At 73.7% G+C, this 25,804-nt stretch carries 25 protein-coding genes, 1 tRNA gene and 1 pseudogene; 19 read left to right on the forward strand and 8 right to left on the reverse strand.

Features of this window, described 5'->3' with window-relative positions; all coding sequences use genetic code 11:
- Positions 1 to 51: 51 nt before the first annotated feature.
- The 10 genes from NFS20_RS01885 to NFS20_RS01930 all read left to right on the forward strand — a co-directional run bounded on the left by NFS20_RS01885 (position 52) and on the right by NFS20_RS01930 (position 11,057).
- On the forward strand, positions 52 to 918 hold the full coding sequence (locus NFS20_RS01885; RefSeq protein WP_251150049.1) for a glycosyltransferase family 2 protein: 867 nt from the start codon (positions 52 to 54) through the stop codon (positions 916 to 918).
- A complete protein-coding gene (locus NFS20_RS01890) occupies positions 918 to 2,270 on the forward strand; it encodes an O-antigen ligase family protein (protein WP_251150050.1) in 1,353 nt (450 codons plus the stop codon). Before NFS20_RS01885 ends, NFS20_RS01890 begins: the two co-directional genes overlap by 1 nt.
- On the forward strand, positions 2,267 to 3,259 hold the full coding sequence (locus NFS20_RS01895) for a glycosyltransferase family 2 protein (RefSeq protein WP_251150051.1): 993 nt from the start codon (positions 2,267 to 2,269) through the stop codon (positions 3,257 to 3,259). Before NFS20_RS01890 ends, NFS20_RS01895 begins: the two co-directional genes overlap by 4 nt.
- 23 nt (positions 3,260 to 3,282) lie before the next feature.
- A complete protein-coding gene (locus NFS20_RS01900) occupies positions 3,283 to 4,092 on the forward strand; it encodes an O-fucosyltransferase family protein (protein WP_251150052.1) in 810 nt (269 codons plus the stop codon).
- Positions 4,093 to 4,160: 68 nt separating this feature from the next.
- Positions 4,161 to 5,135, forward strand: a complete 975-nt coding sequence (locus NFS20_RS01905) for a glycosyltransferase (protein WP_251150053.1) — start codon at positions 4,161 to 4,163, stop codon at positions 5,133 to 5,135.
- Positions 5,113 to 6,618 carry a lipopolysaccharide biosynthesis protein gene (locus NFS20_RS01910; protein WP_251150054.1) on the forward strand — a complete coding sequence of 502 codons (1,506 nt, stop codon included), beginning with the start codon at positions 5,113 to 5,115 and terminating at the stop codon, positions 6,616 to 6,618. The genes NFS20_RS01905 and NFS20_RS01910 overlap by 23 nt, the downstream gene beginning before the upstream one ends.
- Complete coding sequence (locus NFS20_RS01915; RefSeq protein ID WP_251150055.1) at positions 6,611 to 7,534, forward strand: polysaccharide pyruvyl transferase family protein; 924 nt, start codon at positions 6,611 to 6,613, stop codon at positions 7,532 to 7,534. Before NFS20_RS01910 ends, NFS20_RS01915 begins: the two co-directional genes overlap by 8 nt.
- Positions 7,521 to 9,113 carry a tyrosine-protein kinase domain-containing protein gene (locus NFS20_RS01920; protein ID WP_251150056.1) on the forward strand — a complete coding sequence of 531 codons (1,593 nt, stop codon included), beginning with the start codon at positions 7,521 to 7,523 and terminating at the stop codon, positions 9,111 to 9,113. The genes NFS20_RS01915 and NFS20_RS01920 overlap by 14 nt, the downstream gene beginning before the upstream one ends.
- A gap of 70 nt (positions 9,114 to 9,183) precedes the next feature.
- Positions 9,184 to 10,500, forward strand: a complete 1,317-nt coding sequence (locus NFS20_RS01925; RefSeq protein ID WP_251150057.1) for a UDP-glucose dehydrogenase family protein — start codon at positions 9,184 to 9,186, stop codon at positions 10,498 to 10,500.
- On the forward strand, positions 10,497 to 11,057 hold the full coding sequence (locus NFS20_RS01930) for a CAP domain-containing protein (RefSeq protein ID WP_251150058.1): 561 nt from the start codon (positions 10,497 to 10,499) through the stop codon (positions 11,055 to 11,057). Before NFS20_RS01925 ends, NFS20_RS01930 begins: the two co-directional genes overlap by 4 nt.
- A gap of 34 nt (positions 11,058 to 11,091) precedes the next feature.
- Here NFS20_RS01930 and NFS20_RS01935 read toward each other — a convergent pair whose 3' ends face one another.
- From NFS20_RS01935 to NFS20_RS01950, 4 genes and pseudogenes are all read right to left on the reverse strand, one after another.
- On the reverse strand, positions 11,092 to 12,075 hold the full coding sequence (locus NFS20_RS01935; protein ID WP_251150059.1) for a Gfo/Idh/MocA family protein: 984 nt from the start codon (positions 12,073 to 12,075) through the stop codon (positions 11,092 to 11,094).
- 103 nt (positions 12,076 to 12,178) lie between these two features.
- Positions 12,179 to 12,255, reverse strand: a tRNA-Pro gene (locus NFS20_RS01940).
- 183 nt (positions 12,256 to 12,438) lie between these two features.
- Positions 12,439 to 13,374 carry a metallophosphoesterase gene (locus NFS20_RS01945; protein WP_502800775.1) on the reverse strand — a complete coding sequence of 312 codons (936 nt, stop codon included), beginning with the start codon at positions 13,372 to 13,374 and terminating at the stop codon, positions 12,439 to 12,441.
- Positions 13,375 to 13,810: 436 nt separating this feature from the next.
- A pseudogene (locus tag NFS20_RS01950) lies at positions 13,811 to 15,700 on the reverse strand (transglycosylase domain-containing protein); the annotation flags it as partial.
- Positions 15,701 to 15,892: 192 nt separating this feature from the next.
- On the opposite strand from NFS20_RS01950, the gene sp36 reads away from it, so the two are divergent.
- The gene (gene sp36 / locus NFS20_RS01955; RefSeq protein WP_021481786.1) at positions 15,893 to 16,057 is read left to right on the forward strand and encodes a Sp36 family protein; all 165 of its coding nucleotides are present in this window, start codon (positions 15,893 to 15,895) and stop codon (positions 16,055 to 16,057) included.
- Positions 16,057 to 16,554, forward strand: a complete 498-nt coding sequence (locus NFS20_RS01960; RefSeq protein WP_251150060.1) for a RidA family protein — start codon at positions 16,057 to 16,059, stop codon at positions 16,552 to 16,554. Before sp36 ends, NFS20_RS01960 begins: the two co-directional genes overlap by 1 nt.
- Before the next feature lie 117 nt (positions 16,555 to 16,671).
- Here NFS20_RS01960 and NFS20_RS01965 read toward each other — a convergent pair whose 3' ends face one another.
- Entirely contained in the window at positions 16,672 to 17,349 is a 678-nt protein-coding gene (locus NFS20_RS01965; RefSeq protein WP_285821092.1) for a Crp/Fnr family transcriptional regulator, read from the reverse strand.
- Between the two features lie 120 nt (positions 17,350 to 17,469).
- Between NFS20_RS01965 and nth the strand changes: the two genes are divergently transcribed.
- The gene (nth, locus tag NFS20_RS01970) at positions 17,470 to 18,210 is read left to right on the forward strand and encodes an endonuclease III (protein WP_251150061.1); all 741 of its coding nucleotides are present in this window, start codon (positions 17,470 to 17,472) and stop codon (positions 18,208 to 18,210) included.
- Positions 18,211 to 18,301: 91 nt separating this feature from the next.
- Here the strand turns inward: nth and NFS20_RS01975 are convergent, their stop codons facing one another.
- Both NFS20_RS01975 and NFS20_RS01980 read right to left on the reverse strand, forming a co-directional pair.
- Positions 18,302 to 19,240 (reverse strand): alpha/beta fold hydrolase, encoded by a 939-nt coding sequence (locus NFS20_RS01975; RefSeq protein WP_251150062.1) that lies wholly within the window; start codon positions 19,238 to 19,240, stop codon positions 18,302 to 18,304.
- Entirely contained in the window at positions 19,237 to 20,016 is a 780-nt protein-coding gene (locus NFS20_RS01980; protein WP_251150063.1) for a winged helix-turn-helix transcriptional regulator, read from the reverse strand. Before NFS20_RS01980 ends, NFS20_RS01975 begins: the two co-directional genes overlap by 4 nt.
- Positions 20,017 to 20,326: 310 nt before the next feature.
- On the opposite strand from NFS20_RS01980, the gene NFS20_RS01985 reads away from it, so the two are divergent.
- The 3 genes from NFS20_RS01985 (at position 20,327) to NFS20_RS01995 (ending at position 22,137) form a co-directional block, all read left to right on the forward strand.
- On the forward strand, positions 20,327 to 21,061 hold the full coding sequence (locus NFS20_RS01985; protein ID WP_251150064.1) for a hypothetical protein: 735 nt from the start codon (positions 20,327 to 20,329) through the stop codon (positions 21,059 to 21,061).
- Positions 21,058 to 21,555 (forward strand): thioredoxin family protein, encoded by a 498-nt coding sequence (locus NFS20_RS01990; RefSeq protein ID WP_251150065.1) that lies wholly within the window; start codon positions 21,058 to 21,060, stop codon positions 21,553 to 21,555. Before NFS20_RS01985 ends, NFS20_RS01990 begins: the two co-directional genes overlap by 4 nt.
- Before the next feature lie 96 nt (positions 21,556 to 21,651).
- Positions 21,652 to 22,137 carry a DUF4395 domain-containing protein gene (locus NFS20_RS01995; RefSeq protein ID WP_251150066.1) on the forward strand — a complete coding sequence of 162 codons (486 nt, stop codon included), beginning with the start codon at positions 21,652 to 21,654 and terminating at the stop codon, positions 22,135 to 22,137.
- Between the two features lie 21 nt (positions 22,138 to 22,158).
- Here NFS20_RS01995 and NFS20_RS02000 read toward each other — a convergent pair whose 3' ends face one another.
- Positions 22,159 to 22,557 (reverse strand): DsrE family protein, encoded by a 399-nt coding sequence (locus tag NFS20_RS02000; protein ID WP_251150067.1) that lies wholly within the window; start codon positions 22,555 to 22,557, stop codon positions 22,159 to 22,161.
- 255 nt (positions 22,558 to 22,812) lie between these two features.
- Between NFS20_RS02000 and NFS20_RS02005 the strand changes: the two genes are divergently transcribed.
- The 3 genes from NFS20_RS02005 to NFS20_RS02015 are packed head-to-tail and all read left to right on the forward strand — an operon-like array spanning position 22,813 to position 25,788.
- On the forward strand, positions 22,813 to 23,409 hold the full coding sequence (locus tag NFS20_RS02005; protein WP_251150068.1) for a heme-binding beta-barrel domain-containing protein: 597 nt from the start codon (positions 22,813 to 22,815) through the stop codon (positions 23,407 to 23,409).
- Positions 23,410 to 23,466: 57 nt separating this feature from the next.
- The gene (ygfZ, locus tag NFS20_RS02010; RefSeq protein WP_251150069.1) at positions 23,467 to 24,609 is read left to right on the forward strand and encodes a CAF17-like 4Fe-4S cluster assembly/insertion protein YgfZ; all 1,143 of its coding nucleotides are present in this window, start codon (positions 23,467 to 23,469) and stop codon (positions 24,607 to 24,609) included.
- Between the two features lie 30 nt (positions 24,610 to 24,639).
- Complete coding sequence (locus NFS20_RS02015) at positions 24,640 to 25,788, forward strand: FUSC family protein (RefSeq protein WP_251150070.1); 1,149 nt, start codon at positions 24,640 to 24,642, stop codon at positions 25,786 to 25,788.
- Positions 25,789 to 25,804: the final 16 nt, after the last annotated feature.

A 25,804-nucleotide genomic window follows, 5' to 3' on the forward strand; every position in this document is an offset into this window, starting at 1 on the left:
GGCCGATCGGCGGGGGACGGCGGAGGCCGTCGGGCGCCGGTCCTCCGTCCCGTGATCGGCATCGCCACGTACCGCCGGCCGGACCTGCTGCGGGACCTGCTTCGGTCGGTCGGCGAGTCGGTCGGCGAGGAGCGGCCGAGGATCGTGGTCGTCGACAACGACCCGGCCGGCTCCGCAGCCGAGGTGGGTCCCGAGGCCGGCTACGAGCACGAGTACCACCGGGAGGACACGCCCGGGATCGCTGCGGCGCGCAACCGCATCGTGTCGCTGCTCAGGAACGACGAGGACGCCCTGATCTTCGTCGACGACGACGAGGTCGTGCCCGTCCACTGGTTCTCGACGCTCGTCGACGCCGTCCGCGACGCCGACGTGATCTCCGGTCCGGTCATCGCCAGATACGGTCACGACGTCCCTCGATGGGTCGCCCGTGGGGGCTTCTTCGACCGCGATCGCCAGGCGTCGCGCACGCCGACCCGGCACCCGGCCACCAACAACGTGCTGATCCGCGTCGAGGCGCTGCGCGCCCTGCACGGGGAGTGGTTCCGGGAGGACTTCTCCAGCACGGGCGGGAGCGACACGGAGCTGTTCGACCGGCTGCGGCGGCTCGGCGCACGCCTCGAGTGGTGCGACGAGGCGGAGGTGTACGAGGACGTCCCCCGAGAGCGCGCCACGCTGCGCTGGCTGTGGCGGCGCAACGTCCGCCTGGGCAACGTCACCTCGCGCGTCCGGCTCTCGGGGACCCCGCGACCGGTCCGTGTGCTGCTCGGCCTGGGCCGGATCGTCGTCGGTTGCGTCCTCAGCGCCGTGGACCTTGTGGGACGTGGACACCTGACGCGGGCCCGCGCCACGCACATCCCCAAGGGGTGGGGCATGGTCCGCGCGTCGTTCGGGGTCAACGTCGAGGAGTATCACCGCTGATGACCGACGTCGTGATGCTGTTCGCCGTCCTCATGGCGCCGATCGTGGTCCTGACGTATCGCCACGCGCCTCTGCTCGTCCTCGTCGTGGCTCTCGTCTCGCTGGCACTGCCGATCGTGGTGCTGGACGCCGATCCCTCCGCCAACGAGGTCCTGCACCCAGGACTGACCTCGTCGGCGCCCCGGATCCTGGCGCCGACGGTCGTCATGCTGGCGACGCTCCTGCCCCTCGCCGGCTGGCCCCGCTTCGCAGATCGTCGACCGCTCGTGGCGCTCCTCGCGGTACCGGTCCTCGTCGTGCTGGTGCTCGGTGTGTGGGACGGTACACCGGCGCAGTGGTCGGGGGCGGTCCACCTCTCGGCGGCCGCCGTCGCATGGGTGGCGGGTGCGCGGCTGTCCGCCTCCCTCGGCGTGAGCAGCCGACAGGACGGCGTGGTTCTCGCCACCGTTCTCGGCATCCTCGTGGCCCAGCTCCTGCTGTGCGCTCTGCAGGTCAGCGGGACGGCGTTCGCCGTCGAGGCGACCGACCAGGGACTCAGCCGTGCCCGTGGGTCGTTCGGGCATGCCGGCGATCTCGGGAAGGTCGTCGTCGCGCTCATGGCACTCGTTCTTCCCTGGACGGTCTCGGTCGTCTCGCGTCTTCGATGGACGGCGACGGCCGCGCTGGGCGTCGGATTCCTCGTGCTCGGCACGACGCTCTCCCGGGCGAACATCCTCGCGGGCGGAGTGCTCATCGTCGTGTGGGCCTTCGCCATCTCGCGGAGGCGGTTCAGCGGCCGGGCCTTCGGGATCGTCCTGCTGGCTGCCGCCGCCAGCATCCCGTTCCTCGGGACGCTCCTGCTCCGGTTCCGCCTCGACCCGGACGGGGGGTCGCGTCCTGAGCTGCTGCGTGCGGCCTTCGAGCAGCTCGGCCGGTCCCCGTGGTGGGGCACGGGTCCCAACTCCTACGTCGAGGTCGTCGGGCAGTACGACGCAGCCACCGCCTCGGGACTTCCGGTGCACAACGCCCTGATCCTCCTGCTGTGCGAGCTCGGGCTCGTCCTCTTCGTGCCGATCGCTGCGGCGGTCGGGGTGATGGCCGCTCGCGCCTTCGCAGCCCGCCGCACGGGTGATCCCCTTGCCTCGGCGTGCGCGGCCGCCTTGCTGGCCTGCCTGTTCGCGGGACTCCTCATCGCCGTCACCGGCTGGGGGATGCTCAAGGGCACGGTCCTCCTGACGTGGGTCCTGGTCCCCTCGCTGCTGTACCACCGGTTCGGACGAACCCGTCCGCAGCCGACCGTCGAGGCCGCACCGGCCATGGACCGTCATCCCCACGACCGTCACCACGTCGTGGGAGCAGGAGGTAGGGCATGACGAACGAGGTCAGGGAATCGCCGCTGGTGAGCGCCGTCATCCCGAGCGTCCTGCGGAGCGGGCTGCATCGCGTGGTGGCCTGCGCACGAGAGCAGCAGGTCGCCGGAGGCGTCGAGGTGGTGGTGGTGGTGGACACGGACGTGAGCGACGAGCAGCGGCGGGAGCTGGACGGCATCGCCGACGTGGTGATCCTGACGGGAGGTCGTCGAGGAGCCGGTGTGGCACGCAACCTCGGCGTGCGGTCGGCCACCGCACCGTACGTCGCCTTCCTCGACGACGACGACGAGTGGTGCGCCGGCCATCTCGCCTCGGCGATCGACGCGCTCGAGGACGCGGACGGCCGGGCCGACGTCGTGGGCGCCCGCGTCTGCCAGACCACGCCGGACGGGTCGACCTCCGGTCCGGTGCCCCGGCATCTCCTCCGTCCCGACCAGGACGTCCTCGAGTACCTCTTCCGGGGGCGTCGCCCAGACATCGCGCGCCCTTCGATCTACACGTCGACCCTCGTCGCGCGCAGGGAGGTCGCGCTGCGGTCGCCCTGGCGCGAGGGTCTGCCGAGGCACCAGGACTGGGAGTGGCTGCGCTCCGTGCAGGCCTCCGGACACGTCGTGCGTCAGTCGGCGCACCTCGGTGCACGCATCCAGATGGGATCCGTCGGCTCCATCTCGGCGACGAGCGACTGGCGGACGTCCCTGGAGTGGGGTCGGAGCTGGCGACGGGAGGCCAGTCGCGCCGTGTACGCCGACTTCGTCGCCGGGCAGCCGTTGCGCTACGCCATGCAGGCGCGGTCGTCGGCCGGTGTCCGGGCCTGCGTGCGCGAGCTCTCGTCGGCGGGTGCCTGGCCCTCGCTCGGCACGCTGGCTCTGGGACTGGGCGGTGCGCTGCCTCGGGGCGTCGCCCTCCGGGCGGTGACGCTGGCGGCTCGCGTGCGCGGGCCGCGTGGTCGGCGAGCTGGCGTCCTGGCGACGGCGGAAGGGGTCTCGCCGTGACGGGGCCGGTGACCGTCCACGTGATGAGTGGTCTCGGCAACCGCATGCGTGCCCTGTGCGGCGCGGCCGTGCTCGCCGACCGGTGGGGTCGCCGGCTGGAGTACCGCTGGCCGGTCGGTCGTGGGTTCGAGCCGCGGTTGGACCAGCTGTGGACGACTCCGTGGACGCCGGTCGGACCCGCGCGCGCTCTGACGCGCCGGCTCGGTGGCGAACGGCACACGGAGCGTCTGGAAGCGCTCGACACCACGACGTCTCGCCCGCTGTACATCCGCACGAAGCACGCGCTCCGGCTGCCGGCCGGGTTCGACGACTGGGGGACGGCGCTGCGGCGGGCCGCCGTCGTGGAGGAGGTCGCGCGACGGGTCGAGACGACCTGGGCCGGCCTGCAGGCGGAGCCGTACGTCGGTGTCATGGTCCGGGCGCACGCGCTCGCGCACGACAAGACGAAGGACGCCTCACCGATCGGCTGGTACGTGGATCGTCTCCGCCGGATCCGGGAGGAGCATCCGTCGATCCCGTTCTTCGTCTCGACCGATGATCCGAGCGCCGTCTCCCTCCTGGCCGACGAGTTCGACGACGTGCGGGCTCAGGACGACAAGGGCCGGTACAACTCGGTGGAGGGTGTCCAGGCAGCGGTGGCCGACCTCTACCTGCTCGCTTCCTCCGCCCACATCGTGGGGCCGTACTGGTCGAGCTTCGTGACGATGGCAGAGAAGCTCGCGCCCGGTGTGGGCTCGGAGAACAGCCGAGGGCTGACGGGGCCCAGCATGCCGGGTCCGGGGGCGCTCACGCGCGCGGCTGATCCTCTGCGGCCCTGGGAGAGGGCCGGATGACGCCCGACCGACCTCGCACCCGTGTCCTCCTGTCCGCGGCACGTCCGGCATCGAGCGGAAATCCCTACGTGCGCCTGCTCGCCGAGTCGCTGCGTCCCGAGGCGGACGTCCGCTTCTTCGACTGGCGGGTCGCGCTCTTCTCCCGGTACGACGTCTTCCACGTCCACTGGCCGGAACACCTGACGCGGGGGGCCGGCTTCCTGCGGACCGCAGCCAAGAGTGCGTTGTTCGCCCTCCTTCTCGTCGTGATCATGTGCCGGAAGACCGTCGTCGTCCGGACCCTGCACAACCGGGCACCGCACGAGCAGGGGTCGCCGGTCGAGAAGCTGCTCCACCGGACGCTCGACGCGATCACGGGCTCGACCATCCACCTGGTGCCGCCGAGCGCAGACGGCATGGTGGGGTTGCGCGACGTCGTGGTTCCCCACGGGCACTACCGCTCCGAGTACCTGCCGGTGGAACCGCTCAGGAGGGCGACCGGCACGCTCCTGTACTTCGGCCATGTCCGCCCGTACAAGGGCGTGCCGAGGCTGTGCGCGCAGTTCAGGTCTCTCCGACGCGAGGACCTGCGTCTCGAGGTGGTCGGACGTCCCATGAACCGGCGGATCGCCGACGAGGTCCGAGCCGCGGCGGGTGACGAGCGACGGATCCGGTTGACGCTGGCGGAGCTCTCGGCCGACGACCTCTCGCGGGCTCTCCGCGACGCGACCCTCGTCGTCCTGCCCTTCGAGGAGTTCCACAACTCCGGTTCGGTCCTCCTCGCACTCTCGCTGAACCGCCCCGTCCTCGTCCCGAGGAGCGAGGCGAGCGTTCTCCTCCAGCGCGAGGTGGGCGCCGAGTGGGTGCACACCTTCACCGGTCCTCTCACGGCCGAGGTGATCGGGCGGACGTACGACGCGGTCGCCGACCACGCGGAGGAGCAAGGTTTCGCTGCCGTGCGCTTTGACGGCCGCGACTGGTCGGAGGTCGCCGCATCGCACCTCGACGTCTATCGGCACGCGGCCAGGGACGGGGAGGGACATGTCCGCTCAGACCATCCCTGACCGTGCCCGCCGCGCGGCGAGCGGCGCGCGAGCCGTCGCCCTCGGGCAGGCGTGCCGATTCCTGCTGCAGCTTGCCGGTCTGACCGCCCTCGCGCGCCTCTTGACGCCGGCCGACTTCGGCCTCGTCGCGATGGTCACCGCGGTCGTCGGCATCGGCGAGGTGCTGCGGGACTTCGGCCTGTCCTCCGCAGCGATCCAGGCGAGGCAGCTGAGCCGCCAGCAACGGGACAACCTCTTCTGGTTGAACGCCGGGATCGGCGCGGCCCTGGCGCTCGGGCTCGTCGTCTGCGCCCCGCTCGTCCAGAGCTTCTACGGGCAGGACGGGTTGTCGAGCGTCGTGATGATGCTCGCGCCCGCTGTGCTCCTCAACGCTCTCTCCACCCAGTACCGCGCCGGGCTGACGCGCGATCTCCGGTTCACCGCGCTGGCCGTGAGCGACGTCGTCGCCCAGGCGGTCGCCGTCGCCGTCGCCGTCACCGTCGCCCTCACGCGAGGCGACTATCTCGCTCTCGTCGGTCAGCAGCTCGCGCTCGCGCTGGCAGGCCTCGTCATGCTCGCCGTCTGGTCACGGTGGGTGCCGGGGCTGCCGAGGCGCGCCGACGGCACGTCGCGGCTCGTGCGCTTCGGCGGGAACGTCGCGGCGACGCAGCTCCTCGGCTACCTGAGTCGGAACGTCGACACCCTGGTGATCGGACGGGCGTTCGGCGAGGCCGCCGTCGGGCTGTACGGCCGGGCCTTCCAGCTGCTCATGCTGCCGCTCAGCCAGATCAACGGCCCCGCGACGAGCGTCGCCCTGCCTGTCCTGTCCCGCAGCCAGGACGATCCGGCCGACTTCCGCAGGATGATCCTCCGCAGCCAGACGGTGCTCCTGACGTTGGTGCTCGCGGCGATCTCCCTGTTGTTCACGACGGCTCCGCTCGTCGTCGCCACCTTTCTCGGGGACCAGTGGGACGCCGTCGTGCCCGTCATGCGCGTCCTCTGCCTCGGCGGCGCGTTCCAGGCAGCCGGTTACGTGTCCTACTGGTGCTTCGTCGCTCTCGGCCGCACAGGCTCGCACCTGCGCTTCACCCTCGTGAGCCGACCTCTCCTCGTCGGGGCGGTCGTCGTGGGGTCTGCGGGTGGTGTGCTGGGAGTGGCAGGCGCCTACGGGCTCGGAGTGATGGTGGTCTGGTTCGGCGGCCTGTGGTGGCTGCGGGCCGAGGCAGCCGTGCCCACACGACAGATGCTCACCGACGGACTGGTCCTCGTGACGGTCTTCGGCGTGAGCGCCGGGGTCGGTGCCGGGGTGTCGACGTCGTCCGGCCAGAGCGGTCTCGTGGCCGCCGCGGCACTCGGCGTCGGCGCACAGCTCCTCACCCTCGCCGTCGCGTACCTGACGGTGCGCAGGTTCCGCGCGAGCGCGCGAGCCACCACGGAGTTCGTCCGCCTGGCCGTCCGACGCCCGCCCCGCCCGAAGAGTCCGAGGAGGACCGACGATGGTTGAGATCGTGCACTGGAACCCGGTAAGGCGCCGGCGGCGGGGCTTGGCCGGCCTCCTGACGCGCCCTCGCCCCGTCGACAACTTCGGGGATCTCCTGGGCCCGCTCGTCGTTCGGGAGATCGTGCGTCGCGGGGGCGGGGACCCCGAGGCGCGTCGGGACGGGCGACTCCTGACGGTCGGTTCGATCCTCTCGATGGCTCGGGCCGGCGACGTGGTCTGGGGAACGGGTGCGAACGGCAAGCTCCTCCACGAGGACTACGACCTGTCGCGGGTGGACGTCCGTGCCGTGAGAGGCCCGCTGACTCGCGCCTTCGCCCAGAGCAAGGGCGCCTCGGTCCCGGAGGTCTACGGCGACCCCGGCCTGCTCGTCGGACACCTGTGGACCCGAGCGGAGCTGGCCGGGGACCGGCCCGAGACGTCACGCCTCGTGGTCCCGAACTTCCACGACCTCGCCTCCGTCAGAGGCCGCCATCCGACGCTGTCGCCGCTCTCGCCCCTCGGGGACTGCCTCGGTGCGATCGCAGCGAGCGAGCTCGTCGTCGGTTCGTCCTTGCACGGTGTCGTCATCGCCGACGCCCTCGGGGTGCCTGCCCGCTTCGTCAGGTCGGCGACAGAGCCGGAGTTCAAGTATCGGGACTATCTCTCCGGGACGGGGCGGTCGGGCACCGCGATCGCCGACTCGGTCGACGAGGCGCTGGCGATGGGCCCGCACCCCGCTCCGTGCTGGGACCGGGACGCGTTGCTGAGAGCCTTTCCCGCCGGGCTGTGGGGGATCGAGGATCCGTCGCGGACGTCGGAGAGCCGGAGATCGGTCACGACGACAGGCGAGTCGGGTCTCGAACGGGGACCATGGGCAGTGCAACGCACCCACGAGACGTCCGGTGCGGAACAGGGGGCAGGATCAGATGGATCTTCGTGACTACGTCGCGCTTCTGCGCAAGCGGTGGGTCTCCATCGCGCTGATCGCCGTGACCGGTGCGGGGTGCGGCGTCCTTGCGTCGCTCGCGACGACGGCGACCTACGAGGCTCGCGCTCAGGTCTTCGTCTCCGTGCGAGGGTCGGACACGACGAGCGACCTGCTGCAGGGGTCGAACTTCACGGTGCGGCAGGTGAAGTCGTACACCGAGCTCGTGACGAGCCCGCGGGTGCTCGAGCCGGTGGTCGAGGAGCTCGGGCTGACCGACGACGCCGCCTCGCTCGCGGCACGCGTCCGGGCCGAGTCGCCGCTCGACACCGTGCTCATCGACGTCACGGCGACGGACGAGTCGCCGCAGCTGGCCGCGGCGATCGCGAACGCCACCGCCGGTTCGCTGGCGGACGTCGTCGGGGAGCTCGAGACGCCGGCCGCCGGCGGTGACTCGCCCGTCCAGATCAGCACCGTCCGCACCGCGACCGTGCCGTCGTCGCCGTCGTCGCCGAACGTCACGCTCAACCTCGCGCTCGGCCTCGTCGTCGGGCTGGCGCTCGGCGTCGGGCTCGCGGTCGCGCGCGAGCTGCTCGACACGCGCGTGCGGTCGACCGCCGACGTCGAGGCCGTCACCGACGCCCCGGTGCTCGGCGTCATCGGCTACGAGGAGGACGCGCCCGAGCACCCGCTCATCGTGCAGGAGTCGCCGCAGGCGCTGCGTGCCGAGGCGTTCCGTCGCCTGCGCACCAACCTGCAGTTCCTCGAGCTGGGCGAGCGGGCCCGCACCTTCGTCATGACGTCGGCCCTCCCCGGCGAGGGCAAGACGACGACGAGCATCAACCTCGCCATCACGCTCGCCGACGCGGGACAGCGGGTGGTCCTCGTCGACGCGGACCTGCGCCGTCCGTCGGTCGCCACGTACATGGGCATCGAGGGGTCCGTGGGCCTGACGACCGTGCTCATCGGCAAGGTCGCGCTCGAGGACGCGGTCCAGCCGTGGGGGAGCGGCGCGCTCGACGTCGTCGCCGCGGGCCAGATCCCGCCGAACCCGAGCGAGCTCCTCGGCTCCACCGCGATGTCGGAGCTCGTCGAGCGTCTCGGCGCGGAGTACGACGTCGTGGTCATCGACTCGCCGCCGCTCCTCCCGGTGACCGACGCCGCGATCCTCGCCCGGCGCACGGGCGGCGCCATCCTCGTGACGGGCGTGGGCGCGGTTCACCGCCAGCAGGTCGAGGGGGCCGTCTCGGCCCTGGAGACCGTCGGCGCACGGCTCCTCGGCGTCGTCGTCAACCGCGTCCCGCTCAAGGGGCCGGGGACGGGTGCGTACGGGTACTCGTACTACGAGTACACGAGCGAGGCGCCGCAGGAGCCGTCCCGCACGCGGCGCGCGGAGCCCGCGCACGGAAGCAGGCGCAACGTCCGCGGGCTGCTGCGGGTCGACCGACCCGCGCCGACGGCGGCGCCCGCCCGGCCGGCCACGGCTCCGTGCAGCCCGGTCGAGGAGCCCGCGGCGGAGCGCGTGCCCACGGGGACGCCGTTCGCGCCGGCGTCGACGTTCGACGAGGTCGTCGCGCCCCGCACCGGGCGCTGACGAACCGCAGGCCGCCTCGCGGCCCGCGCGGCGTGCAGGAGGCGCGCCGCGACGCACAGCAGGGGGAGACATGAAGATCTCGGTCATCGGGTGCGGCTATCTCGGCGCCGTCCACGCGGCGTGCATGGCGACGCTCGGCCACGACGTCGTCGGCGTCGACGTCGACGCGGCGAAGGTCGCGGCGCTCGCGTCCGGTCGCGCGCCGTTCTACGAGCCCGGCCTGCCGGAGCTCCTCGCCGAGGCCGGTGCGACCGGGCGCCTGAGGTTCACGACCGACGTCGCGGAGGCCGCCGACGCCGCGGTGCACTTCGTGTGCGTGGGCACCCCGCAGCGCGCCGACTCCTACGCCGCCGACCTCACCTACGTCGACGCCGCGTTCCGCGCCCTGCTGCCCCATGTCGCGCCCGAGGCGCTCGTGGTGGGCAAGTCGACGGTTCCGGTCGGCACCGCGGGACGTCTCGCGGCGGAGCTCGCCGCAGCACGGCCCGGGGCCGCGCTGGTGTGGAACCCCGAGTTCCTCCGCGAGGGCTTCGCGGTCCAGGACACGCTGCACCCCGACCGCCTGGTCTACGGCGTGCCGGACGACGGTGCGCGCGACCGGGCGGTCGACGTCCTCGACGAGGTCTACGCGGTCCCGATCGCGGAGGGCACGCCGCGGCTCGTGACCGACCGGTCGACGGCGGAGCTCGTCAAGGTCGCGGCCAACTCGTTCCTCGCGACGAAGATCTCGTTCATCAACGCGATGGCCGAGCTGTGCGAGGTCACCGGCGGTGACGTCACGCAGCTCGCCGACGCGATCGGCCTCGACGAGCGGATCGGCCGGCGCTTCCTCAACGCGGGCCTGGGCTTCGGCGGCGGGTGCCTGCCCAAGGACATCCGGGCGTTCATGGCACGCGCCGAGGAGCTGCACGCGGACCCCGCGGTCAGCTTCCTGCGCGAGGTGGACGCGATCAACCTGCGGCGACGCGAGCGCATGGTCGAGCTCACGGTCGGCGTGCTCGACGGCCGGCCGCTCGCGGGTGCGCGCATCGCGGTCCTCGGCGCGGCGTTCAAGCCGGACAGCGACGACGTGCGCGACTCCCCGGCGCTCGACGTCGCGGAGCGCCTGCACGCCCGCAGCGCCCGCGTCGTCGTGACCGATCCCCAGGCCGTCGCGAACGCACGCCGCAAGGCGCCGCACCTGCGCTACGCGCAGACCGTCGAGGAGGCGGTCGACGGCGTGGACGCGGTCCTCGTGCTCACCGAGTGGCGCGAGTACCGCGACCTCGACCCCGGGAAGCTCTTCGGGCTCGTGGCCGCGCCCCGCGTCGTCGACGGCCGCAACGCGCTGGACGCGGACGCCTGGCGCGGCGCGGGGTGGACGTACCGCGCCCTCGGGAGGCCGTGAGCGTGTCCCGGTGGGCGTCGGTCCCGGCCGTCCTGTGCGTCGCGCTCGTCGGCGCCTGCGCCACGACGGCAGGGGACGAGACCGCGCCCCGGACCGGGACGACGCGCGCTGCCGAGACGCGTCCTGCCGAGACGGCGACGACGCCTGCTCCCGAGGAGCTCGTCCTCGACCCGACCGATCCCGCGGCCTACGCCGACCTGGTGGTCTCCGAGACCAACGCGCTCCGCGTCGCGGCCGGGCTCGGCGCCCTGGCGACGGACCCGTGCGCGGCCGAGGTCGCCACGGATCGTGCGGCGGTGATCGTCGGGGGCCCGGAGCTCGAGCACGCCCCGCTGGACGACGTCATCGCGTCGTGCGAGCCGCCGTCGGGCGTGGCGGCGGAGAACCTCAGCCGAGCGGCGGCGAGCCCCGCGCAGGTCGTCGAGGCGTGGGAGGGCTCGCCGGGCCACCGCGCGAACCTGCTCGACCCGACCCTCACCCGCGTGGGCGTCGGGTGCGTCCTCGACGGGACGGGCGACGCCGAGCAGATGCTCTGCTCCCAGGTCTTCCTCGGCTGAGACGCCGCGGCGTGGGTGCCGTCGTCGCCGGTCGTCAGGCGTCGAGCGCCGTCCGCCACTGCTCGAGGAGGCGCGCCACGGCGCGGGTGTGCTCCCAGGGCATCTCGGGCGCCTCGGTCCGGCCGTCGGCGAGCGCGCGGGAGACGGCGTCCGCCTCGGCGGCGAACGGGTCCACGGGCGGTGACTCGACGACACGCTCGACGTCTCCCGTGTGCACGACGAACGACGCCGCCGAGCCGGCCCGGCTGCCGAACGCGTCGTCGAGCCGCAGGACGCCGAGCGTGCCCTCGACGACGGCGGACCGCGGCAGCTCCGCGACGATCGAGCACTCCACGGCGGCCGTGACGCCGTCGGCGGCGATCGTCGCCGACGCGTGCTCGTCGACCCCCGTCGGGCCGACGGTGCCTGCGACGTCCGTGAGGGCGAGCGCGGCGAGGTCCACGCCGGCCGCCGCGGCGATCCCGACGGCGAGCGACACCGGGTAGCCGCCGACGTCGAGGATCGCGCCACCTGCGAGGGCGGGGTCGAACAGCCGTCCCGTCCGCTCCGCGGCGGCGAACCCGAACGCCGAGGCGGCGTGGAGCGGGGTGCCGAGCGGGCCGTCGGCGACGGTCGCGTCCAGGACGCGCGCCAGAGGTCCGAACCGGTGCTTGTACGCCTCGACGAACGGCATGCCGGATGCGGCGGCGGCGGCGAGGACACGGTCCGTCTCGGCGGCGGTCGGCGCCACCGGCTTCTCGCAGAGCACCGCCTTGCCCGCGGCGAGCGCTGCGACGGCGAGGTCGGCGTGCGTCGTGTGGACCGTGGAGACGTAGACGGCGTCGACGTCGTCGCGCGCCAGGACCTCGGCGTACGTCCCGGTCACGGGAGCTCCGTGGAGGCGGGCGAACGCCGTCGCCCGGTCGTGGTCGCTGCTGGCCACGGCGTGAAGGGTCCCGTGCTCCGAGCGAGGGAGCGCCCGGGCGAACCAGCCGCCGATCTGCCCCGGGCCGAGGACCGCCCACCGTGTCGTCCGCATGCCGCGAACGTAGCAGCACGCGCAGCGCGGGGAGGCGACGGTCCAGCACACATGACGAGAGGCCCTCCGTCCAGCGTTTCCGCTGATCAGAGGGCCTCTCGGCTGGTCGGGGTGACAGGATTTGAACCTGCGACCTCTTCGTCCCGAACGAAGCGCGCTACCAAGCTGCGCCACACCCCGGTTGCCCACCACGCGTCGTCGGGCACTGCGAACAGTGCTCGGCGGCCAGGAGTTCCTGACCTTCCGCGGGGGAAGCCTGCCCAGAATAGCCGACGATGTGCCGTGCGACGAAACCGGGTCCACGTGACGTGGACGACGCCGGTCCGGCGCCCCGGCCCGGTCGACCGGACGCGCAACGCGACGTCAGCGCGACGTCAGCGTGACCAGCGTCGCCTCGGGCCGGCACGCGAAGCGGAACGGGGCGTACGGCGACGTCCCGGCACCGGCCGACACGTGCAGCCACGTCGACGCCTCGCCGCCGTCCTCGTCCGGCCGCGCTCCCGGCCAGCCGTGCAGGCCCTTCGCCCGACGGCGGTCGAGGTCGCAGTTCGTGACGAGCGCGCCGAAGCCCGGGACGCACAGCTGCCCGCCGTGCGTGTGACCGGCGATGATCACGTCCGACCCGTCGGCGTGCATCTGGTCGAGGACCCGGCGGTAGGGCGCGTGCGTGACGCCCAGGCGCAAGTCCGCACCCATCGTCCGGGAGAGCTCGGTCTCCGGGAACACGTCACGGTCCAGGTGCGGGTCGTCGACCCCGACGAGGTCGAGACGCAGGCCCCCGACCTCGACGACGTCGCGCCGGTTCGTGAGGTCCACCCAGCCGGCGTCCCGGAACGCCGCGGCCAGCTCCGCGGCGGGGAGCTCGCGCGGCGGCTCGGACCGGGAGACGCGCGCGTCCGGGAGGAGGTAGCGCGCCGGGTTCTTGGGCGACGGGGCGTAGTAGTCGTTCGACCCCATGACGAAGAGGCCGGGCGTGGAGTCGAGCAGCGGCTCGAGCGCGTGCAGGAGCGGGTCGAGTGCCTCGACGTGGGCGAGGTTGTCCCCCGTGTCGACCACGAGATCGGGCTCCAGCTCGGCGAGCGAGCGGATCCAGTCGATCTTGCGCTGCTGCGTCGGGACCAGGTGCAGGTCGGAGACGTGCAGCACCCGCAGGTCGCGCGCACCGGGGGGCAGGACCGGGACCGTCACCTCGCGCAGCGTGAAGAGCTTCGTCTCGACGTGGGCGTAGGCCAGCGCGCCGACACCCGCGACGGCGAGCGCCCCGAGAGCCTGCCCGGCGACGCGCCCGCGGGCGCTCAGTCGTTCCCCCCGCCACCGAGGTCACCGAGGAAGTCCTCGAGCGCGTCGCGACCCTCGTCGTTCCCCCGGTCGCCACGATCACCCCGTCCGCCTCCGTCGGCGTTCGCCGGCGGCTGGGCGCCCTCCTGGGCGGGGGGCGGGGTGTCGCCACCCGCCGGAGGGCCGGCGGGCGTGGACGGCGGGGGCGGGGAGCGGGAGCGTTGACCCTGCCCCAGTCGGGTGCCGCGAACTCGACGGCAGGCTTCCCGGCGAGCGCCTGGTCCATGTAGGCCTTCCAGGTGGGCGCCGCGAGGTCGGAGCCGAACCACCAGCGCCGCGAGACGCCGTTGATCGTGAACCCGTCGCGCATCTCGACGTCCGACTCGGCGTTGCCGATCCAGACGGCCGTCGCCACCTGCGGCGTGTAGCCGATGAACCACGTGTGCTTGTTGAGGTTCGCCGTCCCGGTCTTCCCGGCCGAGGTCCGGCCCTCGAGCTGTGCCTTCTTGCCCGAGCCCTGCGTCATGACGGACTGGAGGGCGTACGTGACCGTGTTCGCGACGGCGGGGTCGAGCGCGTTCGGGTTGCAGCTCGCGGCCGGCACGGGCAGCTCCGCGCCCTCCGCACCGACGACCTTCGTGATCGCGATCGGGTCGCAGTACGTGCCGCCGCTCGCGAACGTCGCGTACGCGGCCGCCATCTGCAGCGGCGAGGAGTTCTGCGTCCCGATGACCATCGAGGGGTACATCGACACGCCGCCCTCCTGCTCCGCGAGGCGGGACGGCTTGTAGCCGATGGACTCGGCCGTCGCCTTGATGTCGCACAGCCGCAGCTGGCTCTCCATCGACGCGTACGCCGTGTTGATGGAGTTGTACGTCGCCTGCAGCACGGAGATCGAGCCCTTGTTGTCGATGCCGTCGGAGTTGCCCGGGCGCCACGGCTTCGACTCGTTGCGCACGTTCGCGCCGCAGAAGTCGAAGTCGGAGTTGTTCCACGACCGGCTGTTCGCGTTGACGTTCTGGTAGAGGCTCCGGCCGCTCTTGAGCCACTCCGCGAGCACGAAGACCTTCCACGTCGAGCCGGGCGAGAAGCCGCTCGACGAGCCGTGCGCCTGGTCCACGTTGTAGTTCACCGCGGTCGTGTTCGGCGCGGGCTGCTCCGCGACGTCGTAGTCACGGTTCTGCGCCATGGCGAGGATCTTCCCCGTCCCCGGCTCGACGGACACGATCGCGTCCTCGATACCGGAGGGGTCCTCGGGCGGGACGGCCGCCTTCGCCTGCTGCTCGGCCGCGGTCTGCATCGCGGGGTCGAGGGTCGTGAAGATGTCCAGGCCGCCGCGGTACAGCAGCGCCTTGCGGTCGTCCTCGGTCTCGCCGAACGCCGGGTCGGAGATCATCACCTTCGTGACGTAGTCGCAGAAGAACGCCGCACCACCCGCCGCCTGGCAGCCGACCTCGACCGGCTTCACCTTGAGCGTGTCGGCGAGCGGTGTCGCGCGCGCGGTGTCGTACTCCTCCTTGGTGATGAACCCCTGCTGGTACATGGTGAGGAGCACGGTGTTGCGGCGGCTCTGCGACACCTCGGGGTTGCGCGTCGGGTCGTACAGCGACGGCGCCTTCGTGACCCCCGCGATGGTCGCGGCCTCGACCGGGGTGAGGTCCTTCGCGCTCTTGCTGAAGTAGTGCTGCGCCGCGGTCTCGACGCCGTACAGCGACGCCGCACCGAACTGCGCGATGTTCAGGTAGCCCTGGAGGATCTCCTCCTTGGTCATCCGCTTCTCGAGCGAGATCGCGAGCTTCGCCTCGCGGGCCTTGCGGCCCAGCGAGTTCTCCTTGGCCTCCCAGATCCCCATCGTGTCGTCCTCGCGGACGGCCTGCTCGATGAGGACGTTCTTCACGTACTGCTGCGTCAGCGTCGACGCGCCCTGCGTGTCCTTCTCGAGGAAGTTGTTCACCGCCGCGCGCGGGATGCCCTCGAGATCGATGCCCCCGTGCTGCCAGAACCGCTTGTCCTCGATCGCGATGACCGCGCTCTGCATCGCCACCGACACCTGGTCGAGAGGGACCACGATGCGGTTCTCGGTGTAGAACGTCGCGAGCTGCGTCGTGCCGTCGTTCGCGTACACGCGCGACTGCTCCGCGAGCGGTCCCGGCTCGAGGTCCGCGGGCAGCTCGTCGAACACCTCGAGCGCGCTGTCCGTCGCCGTGTTGGCACCCGCGGCCAGCGGGACGACCAGTCCGGCCGCGAGGACGCCGCCGACGCCGGACACCAGCACGAACGCCAGGAAGAGCGCCACGAGCTGGTACGCGTTGATCTGTCGACCGCGAGGGCGCACAGGGGAAGCCATGGTGCCAACCCTACGGGAGCCCTCCGTGCCCGGGCCCGGGAAGCCCGGTCCGGGCGGTGTGCGGGTTGTGTGAGCATCCCGAGGAACCGCGCCTGACGGGCCCCTGACCGGCCCACGACCGGCCCGCGACCGGCTCGGCGGGGTGGCGGGCGACACCCCGCGGGCGCGACGCCGGACGGCTACGCTCGCCCCATGGCAACCACCTGGGAGTACGCGACCATCCCCCTGATCATCCACAACACGAAGGCCGTCCTCGACCAGTGGGGCTCCGACGGCTGGGAGCTCGTCCAGGTCGTCACCGGACCGGACGGCAACGGCCTCGTCGCCTACCTCAAGCGCCCGACCGGGGAGAAGTAGTGGTCGACGGCGCTCCCGCCGCACCCGGCGCCGTCGCCGCGCGTCTCGCCGAGCTCGGCATCACGCTGCCCGACGTCGCCGCTCCCGTCGCCGCGTACGTCCCCGCCGTGCGCACGGGTCGGTACGTCTACACGTCCGGGCAGCTCCCGTTCGTCGACGGCGCCCTGCCCGCGACCGGCAAGGTCGGCGACGGCGAGGGCCTCGTCCCGCCCGACGACGCCGCGCACCTCGCGCGCGTCTGCGCGCTCAACGCGCTTGCGGCCGTCCACGCGCTCGTCGGGAACCTCGACCAGGTCGTCCGGGTCGTCAAGGTCGTCGGCTTCGTCGCGAGCGACCCGTCGTTCACCGGCCAGCCCGCCGTGGTCAACGGCGCGAGCACCGTCCTCGCCGACGTCCTCGGCGACGCGGGCGTCCACGCGCGCAGCGCCGTCGGCGTGGCGGTCCTCCCGCTCGACTCCCCGGTCGAGGTCGAGCTGGTCGTGGAGCTCGCGGAGTAGGTCCGCAGGCCCGCGCCACGCGCGGTCGGTGAGACGGCAGCAAGAGGTGCGGGTGGGGGCGGCGCCCCCACCCGCACCCTCACCCAGGGCGACCCGACGGGAGCCCTGTGGCGCGGCTCAGCGCGCGCGGCGCTCCAGGCGGTCCAGGTCCAGCAGCACGACGGCGCGGCCCTCGCGGCGGACCCAGCCGCGCGTCGCGAAGTCGGCGAGCGCCTTGTTGACGGTCTCGCGCGACGCGCCGACGAGCTGTGCGAGCTCCTCCTGCGTGAGGTCGTGCGCGACCCGGACGCCCTCGTCGGTGTCCTCGCCGAAGCGCGTCGACAGGTCGAGGAGCGCCTTGGCGACGCGACCGGGGACGTCGGAGAAGACGAGGTCGGCGAGCGTCTCGTTCGTGCGGCGCAGGCGGCGCGCGAGCGCGTTGAGCAGGTGCTTCGCGACGGTGGGGTGCTTCTCGATCCACTCGACGAGCTGGTCGTGGCCGAGCTCGTAGATGACCGAGTCGGCGACGGAGCTCGCGGTCGCGGTGCGCGGGCCCGGGTCGAACAGCGACAGCTCGCCGAACATCTCGCCGGGCCCCAGGATCGACAGCAGGTTCTCGCGCCCGTCGTTGGAGCGGCGGCCCAGCTTGATCTTGCCGCTCGCGATCACGTACAGGCGGTCGCCCGGCTCGCCCTCGCGAAAGAGCACGTCACCCCGGGAGAGCTCGATCTGCTGCATCGACTCGAAGAGGGTGCGCGTCTCGTCCGGGTCCATCGTCGCGAACAGGGGTGCGGAGAGCACAACGTCGTCGTCCACGCGGGGTGTCCTTCGTCTCGTCCTCGTCATCTTCCAGGCCCAAGTCTGCCCTACCGTCGCAACTCGGGTGTCGGCGGACCGCGCTAACGTGGCCGTGTGACCGACGCCGAGCAGGTTCCCGTGACCACTCCGAGCACGACGTCGCGAGGGGCCGCGCGCGGTTCGGCGTCGGGTGGTGAGTCGCGGCTCGGCCTCGTGCGGCGCGCGCGCCGCACGAACCGCGAGCTCGCGCTCACGTACCCGGACGCGCACTGCGAGCTCGACTTCACGACCCCTCTCGAGCTGCTGATCGCCACCGTGCTGTCGGCGCAGACCACGGACAAGCGCGTGAACCTCACGACGCCGGAGCTGTTCGAGACGTATCCCGACGCCGCGGCGTACGCGGCGGCGGACCGCGCCGAGCTCGAGGACATCCTGCGGCCCACGGGCTTCTTCCGGGCGAAGGCGCAGTCGGTGATCGGGATCGGGCAGGCGCTCGTCGAGCGGTTCGACGGCGAGGTGCCGGCTCGCCTCGACGACCTCGTGACCCTCCCGGGCGTGGGGCGCAAGACGGCGAACGTCGTGCTGGGCAACGCCTTCGGCATCCCCGGTCTCACGGTCGACACGCACTTCGGGCGGCTCGTGCGGCGCCTCGGCTGGACGGCCGAGGAGGACCCGGTCAAGGTCGAGCAGGTCGTCGGCGGGCTGATCGAGAAGTCCGAGTGGACCATGCTGTCGCACCGGCTGATCTTCCACGGGCGGCGCGTGTGCTTCGCGCGCAAGCCGGCGTGCGGCGCGTGCACCATCGCGCAGTGGTGCCCCTCCTACGGCGTCGGCGAGACGGACCCCGAGAAGGCCGCGGCGCTCGTCAAGACGGGCTGAGGGCGACCGCCACCACGACGCGGTCGGCGTCGATCCCGACGGCGCCCACGGTCGGTCGGCGCCCGCGGTCGGTGGGCACCCGCGGTCGGTCTCAGTCCCGGGCGACGCGCGGGAGCCAGTCGAGGAGGAGGCTCGTGACGTCGTCGGGCGCCTCCTCCGGCAGGTAGTGCCCGACGTCGGGCAGCACCTCGAACCGGAAGTCGCGCGCGAGCGCGGCGCCGTCGGCGTCGGCGAGCTCGCGCCGCAGCAGGCCGTCGCGCCCGCCGTGCACCTGCAGCGCCGGGACGCCGACGGGACGGCGCAGCGCGTTGAGGAAGCGGCGGCCGTCCGGGCGCGGGGTCGAGCGCACCGCCCAGCGCAGCGACTCCATGGCGGTGTGCGCGGCGAACGGGATGCGCATGACCGTGCGGTAGGTGGCGACGACGTCGTCGTCGAAGGCTCGGGCGGCGCCGTCGGCCAGGACGCGGTCCACGAGGTCGCCGGACGTGAGGGCGCGCTCGGGAAGGGTCGGGACCTGGAAGAACGCGAGGTGGCGACGCGCCGCCGGCGTGAGCAGGCGGCGCGACGACGCGTGCATGCGCGCGGGGTGCGGTGCGGAGAACGCGGCGACGCCCGCGGTCACCGCGGGCTGGAGGGAGGCCATCGCCCACGCGAGGCTCCCGCCGGTGCCGTGGCCCACGACGACGGCGCGGCCCGCGCCGAGCGAGCGGATCACCCCGGCGATGTCGCGGGTCCGGGTGGGGGCGTCGTACCCGATCGGCGGCTTGTCCGAGGCGCCGACACCGCGCAGGTCCATCGCGGCGACGCGGTACCCGGCTGCCGCGAGCGGCTCGACCTGGTGCCGCCACGCCCACCAGAACTGGGGGAACGAGTGGAGGAGCACGACGAGAGGCGGACCGGGGTCGCGGACCCCGCGGTCCTCAGGACCGGCGAGCGCGACGTGGAACCGCGCCCCGTTCGCCGGCACGAACTCGTGCCGCCAGGGTCCGTCGGGAAGGGCTGCCGTGAAGTCGGAGGTGTCGGCCGTCACCCGGACGAACCTACCGGTGCGCCGGCGCCTCCGTCCCGCGAGGTCCCGCGGGTTCCGCGCCCGTCGGCGTCCGCGGTGTCGTCGTCGGCCGCCGGGCGGCGGTCCTTGGGCGGGTCGAACCGGTAGCCGACGTTGCGCACCGTTCCGATGAGCTGTTCGTGCTCCGGGCCGAGCTTGGCGCGCAGGCGCCGCACGTGGACGTCCACGGTGCGGGTGCCGCCGTAGTAGTCGTAGCCCCACACCTCCTGCAGCAGCTGGGCGCGCGTGAACACGCGGCCCGGGTGCTGCACGAGGTACTTGAGGAGCTCGAACTCCTTGTAGGTCAGGTCGATGGGACGGCCGCGCAGTCGCGCGGTGTACCCGCTGGCGTCGATCGCCAGCTCGCCTGCGGAGATCTCCTGCGGCCCGTCGTCCGACGGCCCCCTGGCCGACCGCTCGATGACGAGCCGCAGCCGTGCCTCGACCTCCGCCGGGTTCGCGGTCTCGAGCAGCAGGTCGTCGGCGCCCCACTCGGCCGTGACGACCGTGAGGCCGCCCTCGGTGAGGACGAGCACGAGCGGCACGGTGAGGCCCGTGGCGTGCAGGAGCCGGCACGTGGTGCGTGCGGCCACGAGGTCGCGCCGCGCGTCGAGCAGGACGACGTCCGAGTCGGGTGCGTCGACGAGCGCGGACGGCTCCATCGGCAGGACCCGGATGCGGTGGGAGAGCAGGCCCAGCGCGGGAAGGACCTCGACGGAGCCTCCGGTGGCAGGGGTGAGGATCAGCAGGTCGGCCACTGCTGGCACCTCCTTCCGGGGACGGGACGCGCGTGGCGCCCGCCTCGTCGCGTCTCGTGGTCTCGCGGTCCACGGTCCGTGGCGCGCGTCTCGTCTGGTGGCGGGACGTGCTCGGTCCGTGGATGGTTACCGTATCGCGTGGTGGCCCGGCGGGCGGCGACGTCTCACGGCGGCGCACCGCGGGAACCTGCGGAGGGATGCGCGCCGCCCGGGCTGCGACCGTCGTCTGCGACACGTGTCTGCGACACTCTGAGGCGTGCTGTGCGACTCGACGACCTCTTCGACCCCCCGATCGGGGCGCTGACCGCTCGTGGACCTCTCGACCCGCGCCGTCGTCACGGCCTGCCTCGCGGCGGGCATCGCCGTCGCCGCCTTCTTCGGCCCCGTGCCGCTCGCGGCGGCTGCCGCTGCCCTCGCGCTCGTCGTCGCGATCGGCTGGCCGCGGCTCCTCGACATCCCGGTCCACGGCGGCACCCGCATCGTCATCGCGGTCGCCGGGGTCGGGGCCGTCGCCGCGACGGTGGCCACCCAGGGCGAGCCCGCGCTGCGACACCTCCCGGTGGTCCTCGCGCTGTCCGTCGTGCTCGCGTTCGTCGCGGAGCTGCTCCGGCGCGACGGGCGTCCGCGCCTCGTCGAGTCCCTCATCGGCACGGTGAGCGGGATCGTCGTCGCGGTGTCGTGCGCGGGATGGATCGCGACGGGACGCACCGACGCCGGCGCGTCGCTCGTCGTGACGTGCGCGGTGGCGCTCGCCGTCGCGTCCGCCGTGTCCGCGCTCCCGCTCGGCGGGTGGACGATCGCGGGTCTCACGCTCGCCCTCGCCGTCGTGGCCGGTGGTGCGGTCGGGTTCGTCATGCCGGACCTCGACCTGATCGACGGCGTCTGGTCCGGGGTCGTCGCCGGGCTGCTCGTCGCGTCGCTGCACGCCCTGTTCGACCAGCTGCCCGAGCTGCGGGGCCGATGGGGCGCGTTCTCGGCGACCGCGCTGCCGGTCGCCGTGGGCGGGACGCTGATCTTCGTGGTGGGCCGGGTGATCGTCGGATGACCGGAGGGCTCGGGGTGCCGGCGCTCGCGCTCCTCGGCGTCCTGCTCGTCCCCGTCGGGCTCGGCGTGTGGTGGCAGCGGCGCCAGGGCGTGGTCCGGACCGGTGCCCGACGCCGCGTGCCCGGCACGCGTGCCGCCCGGGTCGGCGGGGCCGACGAGGGAGACGCCCCGTTCGACTGGGCGGCGCACGGAGTGGACCTGGGCGCCCGCCGGACCTTCCTCCAGCTCTCCGCCGCGGTGTGCGCGCCGTGCCGGTCGACGGCGCGCGTGCTCGCGGAGGTGGCGGGGAGCCACGACGGGGTGCTGCATCGCGAGCTGGACGTGGACGACCACCTCGACCTCGTGCTCGCGTTCGGCATACTGCGCACCCCGACCGTCCTCGTCCTCGACGCGGACGGACGGGAGACGGCCCGCGCGAGCGGCGCGATGAACCGTCGCCAGGCGATCACGGCGCTGGCGGCCGGGGATCCGACGCCGGTCGCCCGCACGGGCTGAGCACCCCCGGTCCCGGCCCCGGGCCCCACGAACGACCCGGAACCCCGTGAACGACCCGACATCGGCGGCACACCGCCGGACCCCGAGGAGACCTCGATGACCGAACCCGTCGAGCCACCGGCGTCGCGCGAGCGAGCCGGCGCACCCGGTATCGACCCGCGCGGTCCCCGCGCCGCTGCGGGCATCACGGCGCTGCTGCTCGCGGTGACGATCCTCCTGTGGACGTCGACGGCGGCGCTGGTCCTCCTGGCCGTCGTGGCCGCGAGCTTCGCGGTCGGGGCCGTCGCGGGCGCGCAGCGGACGTGGCAGGCGTGGGTCTACCGCGTCGTCGTGCTGCCGCGCATCGGTCCGACGGACGAGCGCGAGGACCCGGCGCCGCCGCGCTTCGCCCAGCTGGTGGGGTTCGTCATCACCGCGGTGGGCGTCGTCCTCGGTCTGGTGGGCGTGCTCCCCGCCGTGCCTCTCGCCGCGGCCCTCGCGCTCGCCGCGGCCGTGCTCAACGCGGCGTTCGGCCTGTGCCTCGGGTGCGAGGCGTACCTGCTGCTGCGCCGGCTCCGCGCGGGCTCGGCCCCGGCGCGCTGACCTTCGGACCTGCCGCCGGGATCAGTACACGAGCGCCTGGGCGCCGTCGCGCAGGGCCTCCTCGACGAAGACCGCGGCGCCGGCGATGCGCACGCCCGGCAGGACGTCGTCGGGTGTGATGCCGCGGCGCGCCGCGCACTGCGTGCACACCGTGAGCGTCCCGGCGGCGAGGATCGCCTCGAGGAGGTCGGGCAGCGGCGCCGCGTGCTCGAGCTCGAGCTCGGCGGCGCGGCCCGGGAGACCGAACCATGCGGCCTCGCCCGTGAGCCACACGCTCACCTCGACACCCGCGGCGACGGCCGCCGCGGCGACGGTGAACGCCTGGTTGACGGCCTCGGGGCGGTCGAGTCCCGAGGTGGCCTTGACGACGAGCGAGCGGGCGGGTGCGGCGGACGGGCCCGCCGGGTGCACGGAGGTCACCCGGCCGAGCGTAGCGGGCGCCTCCTCCGGCGTGACCGGCGGCACGGTGCCGGGCGGCCGTCCGTGCGGGGACGGCTTGTAGGATCGGGCCCATGAGCCCGCACACTCTCGAGCTGATCTTCCTCGGCCTGCTCATCGCGGCCACCGTGACCATCACGTGGTTCGCCGGGTACGTCGTCTACAAGCTCTTCAAGGGTCAGCGCTGACCTCCCCGCCGACCCGGTCCTGACGTCCCGACCCCGGAGGTAGTCGCTCATGCCGTTCGAGTTCCCGGAAGGGCTCGCGCCCGAGGTGTACCCGCTCGCGTGGCTCGTGGGCCGCTGGCGCGGCGAGGGCGTCATCAAGTACCCGGGCGTCGACGAGACGCCCTTCGTGCAGGACCTCGTCTTCGACCACGACGGCGGTCCGTACCTGCGCTACGAGTCGACGCTGCGCGTCCTCGAGACCGAGGTGCCGTCGACCGTCCCCGGCGAGGGGGAGTGGCCGGAGCGCGACCCGGAGGCGCTCGACGCCGCGGTCGCCGACTCGACGGTGTGGTCCACGGAGACCGGCTACTGGCGCGTGTCGACGGACCGCCCCGAGGGTCTCGAGGACGACCGGCACCCGCTCGAGGTGCTCCTCGCCGACCCGGCGGGTCGCGTCGCGGTGTACCTCGGCGCGGTGGGCAACGGGCGCGTCGACCTCGCGAGCGACCTCATCGCGCGCACCGGGACCGCCGCCGAGATCGCGGCGTCCAAGCGGCTGTTCGGCCTCGTCGAGGGCCAGCTCCTGTGGGTCTGGGAATTGGCGGCCTTCGGTGAGCCGTTGCAGTCGTACGCGTCCGCGAAGCTGGACCGCCGTCCGGCGGTCTGACCGTCGGCGGGCCCGCACGGCCCCACCGGGCTGCGGGCGACGACCAAGGAGGACCCTGTGACCACCGGCTACACCAGCCCTCTGCTCTCCCGGCACGGCGCCGTCGAGGCGTCCGGCCCCGACGCGGGCGTCGCCTGGCACTACGGCGACCCCACCGGGGAGCAGCGCGCGCTGCAGACCGGGGGGGCCGTCGTCGACCAGTCGCACCTCGGTGTCGTCCGCGTCGCGGGACCGGACCGCCTCTCGTGGCTGCACTCGATCACGTCGCAGGACCTCACGAGCCTGGCCCCGCGCACGTCGACGGAGCTCCTCGTCCTGTCGCCGCAGGGCCACGTCGAGCACGCCGCGGCCGTCGTCGACGACGGCGAGGCGACGTGGCTCGTCACCGAGCGCTCGCACGCGCCCGGCCTCGCGGCCTGGCTCGACCGCATGAAGTTCATGCTGCGCGTCGAGATCGCCGACGTCACGGACGAGTACGCCGCGCTGGGTGAGCCCGTCGACGCCGAGGGCGTCGAGGGCGAGCCCGTCACGTGGCGCGACCCGTGGCCGCACGTCACGGGCGGCGGCACGCGCTACGGACCGCCGGAGGCCGAGCACCCCGGCAGCGAGCGCCCGTGGCGCCTCGTCCTCGTCCCGCGCCCCGACCTGGAGGACGCCGTCGCCGCGCGCGAGGCCGCCGGGTGGCGGCTCGTGGGGACGTGGGCGAGCGAGGCGCTGCGCGTCGAGGCGTGGCGGCCGCGGCTCGCGACGGAGGTCGACCACCGGTCCATCCCGCACGAGACGGACTGGCTGCGCACCTCCGTGCACCTGCACAAGGGCTGCTACCGCGGGCAGGAGTCGATCGCGCGCGTGCACAACCTCGGCCGCCCGCCGCGCCGGCTCGTCATGCTGCACCTCGACGGCTCGGGCCACCTGCTGCCCGTCGCCGGCGCGGAGGTCACGCTCGACGGCCGCGCCGTCGGCGCCGTGACGTCGGTCGCGCGGCACCACGAGCTCGGCCCGGTCGCGCTCGCCGTCCTCAAGCGCAGCGTCCCGGACGACGCCGTCCTGCTCGTCGAGTGCGACGGCGGGGCGATCACCGCGGCGCAGGAGATCGTCGTCCCGGGCGAGGGCGTCTCGGTCGACCGGCCGGGGCCGCGCGGCCCCGTGACCCGGGGCCTCACGCCGCGTGGCGAGGGCGCGCCGTCGAGCATGCTGTGACCCCGGACGCGCCATGACCCCGGAGGCCCTGTGACGCCGGACCCGTCGCGGGAGGCCGACGACCGTCCGGGCGCCGTCGACCTGGCGCGGACGGCGTGGCGCCGGCTCCTGCTCCGTGCGCGCGTACGCCAGGGGGCGTCCCGCGTCCGGGTCGCGTTCTGGCCGATCCTCCAGGCGGCGGCCGCAGCGGGTGTCGCGTTCGGCATCGCGCGGTACGGGCTCGGTCACACCGCGCCGTTCTTCGCGCCCGTCGCGGCCTGGATCTGCCTCGGGTTCAGCCAGGACCGCCAGCTCCGGCGCGTCCTCGAGGTCGCCGTGGGCGTCGCGATCGGGGTGGGTCTGGGCGACCTCGTCGTGCACGTCATCGGGTCCGGCTGGTGGCAGGTCGCGGTCGTCCTCGCCGTGTCGGCGCTCGCCGCCCGCTTCATCGACCGCGGCGCGATGCTCACGACGCAGGCCGGCGTGCAGGCGATCGTCATCGTCGGCCTGCCGGCCGCGCAGGCCGGCGGGCCGCTCGGCCGCTGGACGGACGCCCTCGTGGGAGGCGGGGTCGCGCTCGCCGTCGCGGCGCTCACCCCGGGTGACCCGCGGCGTCGGCCCCGGCTCCTGGGTGCGGAGGCGACGACGGAGCTCGCCCAGGTGCTCGACGTCCTGACGCGCGGGCTGCGCAGCCGTGACCGGGCCGACCTCGAGGCCGCGTTGGTGCGGGGCCGGGCGTCGGAGGGTGCGCTCGAGGAGTGGCAGTCGGCGGCGAAGTCGGCGCGCGAGCTCGCGCGCGTCAGCGCCGCCGGCCGGCGGCACCGCGACGAGCTCGGGGACCACGAGCGCCAGTCCGTGCTCGTCGACCGCGCGATGCGCAGCGTGCGCGTCCTCGCGCGGCGTGCGCTGCCTGTCGCGACCGGGTCGGACGAGCACGACCTCGCACCGGTCGCCGACCTCGTGGCCCGCTTCGCCGCGGGGACCCGCGTGCTGGCGGAGGCGATCGGCGCGGGCCGTGATCCCGCGGTGGCACGCGAGGTGCTCGTGGAGGTCGCCCGGACCGCGGACCCGCACGCCGTCGGGGAGGGGGACTGGCAGATCCAGTCGCTCGTCATGCTCCTGCGCTCGCCGCTCGTGGACGTGCTCGAGGCGTCCGGCGCGACGCCCGAGCAGGCGCGGACGGCACTGCCGGAGCTCTGACCCGCCGTGGGGACGG

It is taken from the genome of Cellulosimicrobium sp. Marseille-Q4280 (assembly GCF_943181405.1).
Lineage (GTDB): Bacteria > Actinomycetota > Actinomycetes > Actinomycetales > Cellulomonadaceae > Cellulosimicrobium.

What these genes read in the sequence shown, in the direction of transcription:
- NFS20_RS01935 (WP_251150059.1), bottom strand. Translation starts at nt 12,075, where the DNA reads ATGCGGACGACACGGTGGGCGGTCCTCGGCCCGGGGCAGATCGGCGGC.
- NFS20_RS01910 (WP_251150054.1), top strand. Translation starts at nt 5,113, where the DNA reads ATGTCCGCTCAGACCATCCCTGACCGTGCCCGCCGCGCGGCGAGCGGC.
- NFS20_RS02005 (WP_251150068.1), top strand. Translation starts at nt 22,813, where the DNA reads ATGCCGTTCGAGTTCCCGGAAGGGCTCGCGCCCGAGGTGTACCCGCTC.
- NFS20_RS01995 (WP_251150066.1), top strand. Translation starts at nt 21,652, where the DNA reads ATGACCGAACCCGTCGAGCCACCGGCGTCGCGCGAGCGAGCCGGCGCA.
- NFS20_RS01895 (WP_251150051.1), top strand. Translation starts at nt 2,267, where the DNA reads ATGACGAACGAGGTCAGGGAATCGCCGCTGGTGAGCGCCGTCATCCCG.
- sp36 (WP_021481786.1), top strand. Translation starts at nt 15,893, where the DNA reads ATGGCAACCACCTGGGAGTACGCGACCATCCCCCTGATCATCCACAAC.
- NFS20_RS01990 (WP_251150065.1), top strand. Translation starts at nt 21,058, where the DNA reads ATGACCGGAGGGCTCGGGGTGCCGGCGCTCGCGCTCCTCGGCGTCCTG.
- NFS20_RS01925 (WP_251150057.1), top strand. Translation starts at nt 9,184, where the DNA reads ATGAAGATCTCGGTCATCGGGTGCGGCTATCTCGGCGCCGTCCACGCG.
- NFS20_RS01890 (WP_251150050.1), top strand. Translation starts at nt 918, where the DNA reads ATGACCGACGTCGTGATGCTGTTCGCCGTCCTCATGGCGCCGATCGTG.
- NFS20_RS01900 (WP_251150052.1), top strand. Translation starts at nt 3,283, where the DNA reads ATGAGTGGTCTCGGCAACCGCATGCGTGCCCTGTGCGGCGCGGCCGTG.
- NFS20_RS01920 (WP_251150056.1), top strand. Translation starts at nt 7,521, where the DNA reads ATGGATCTTCGTGACTACGTCGCGCTTCTGCGCAAGCGGTGGGTCTCC.
- NFS20_RS01915 (WP_251150055.1), top strand. Translation starts at nt 6,611, where the DNA reads ATGGTTGAGATCGTGCACTGGAACCCGGTAAGGCGCCGGCGGCGGGGC.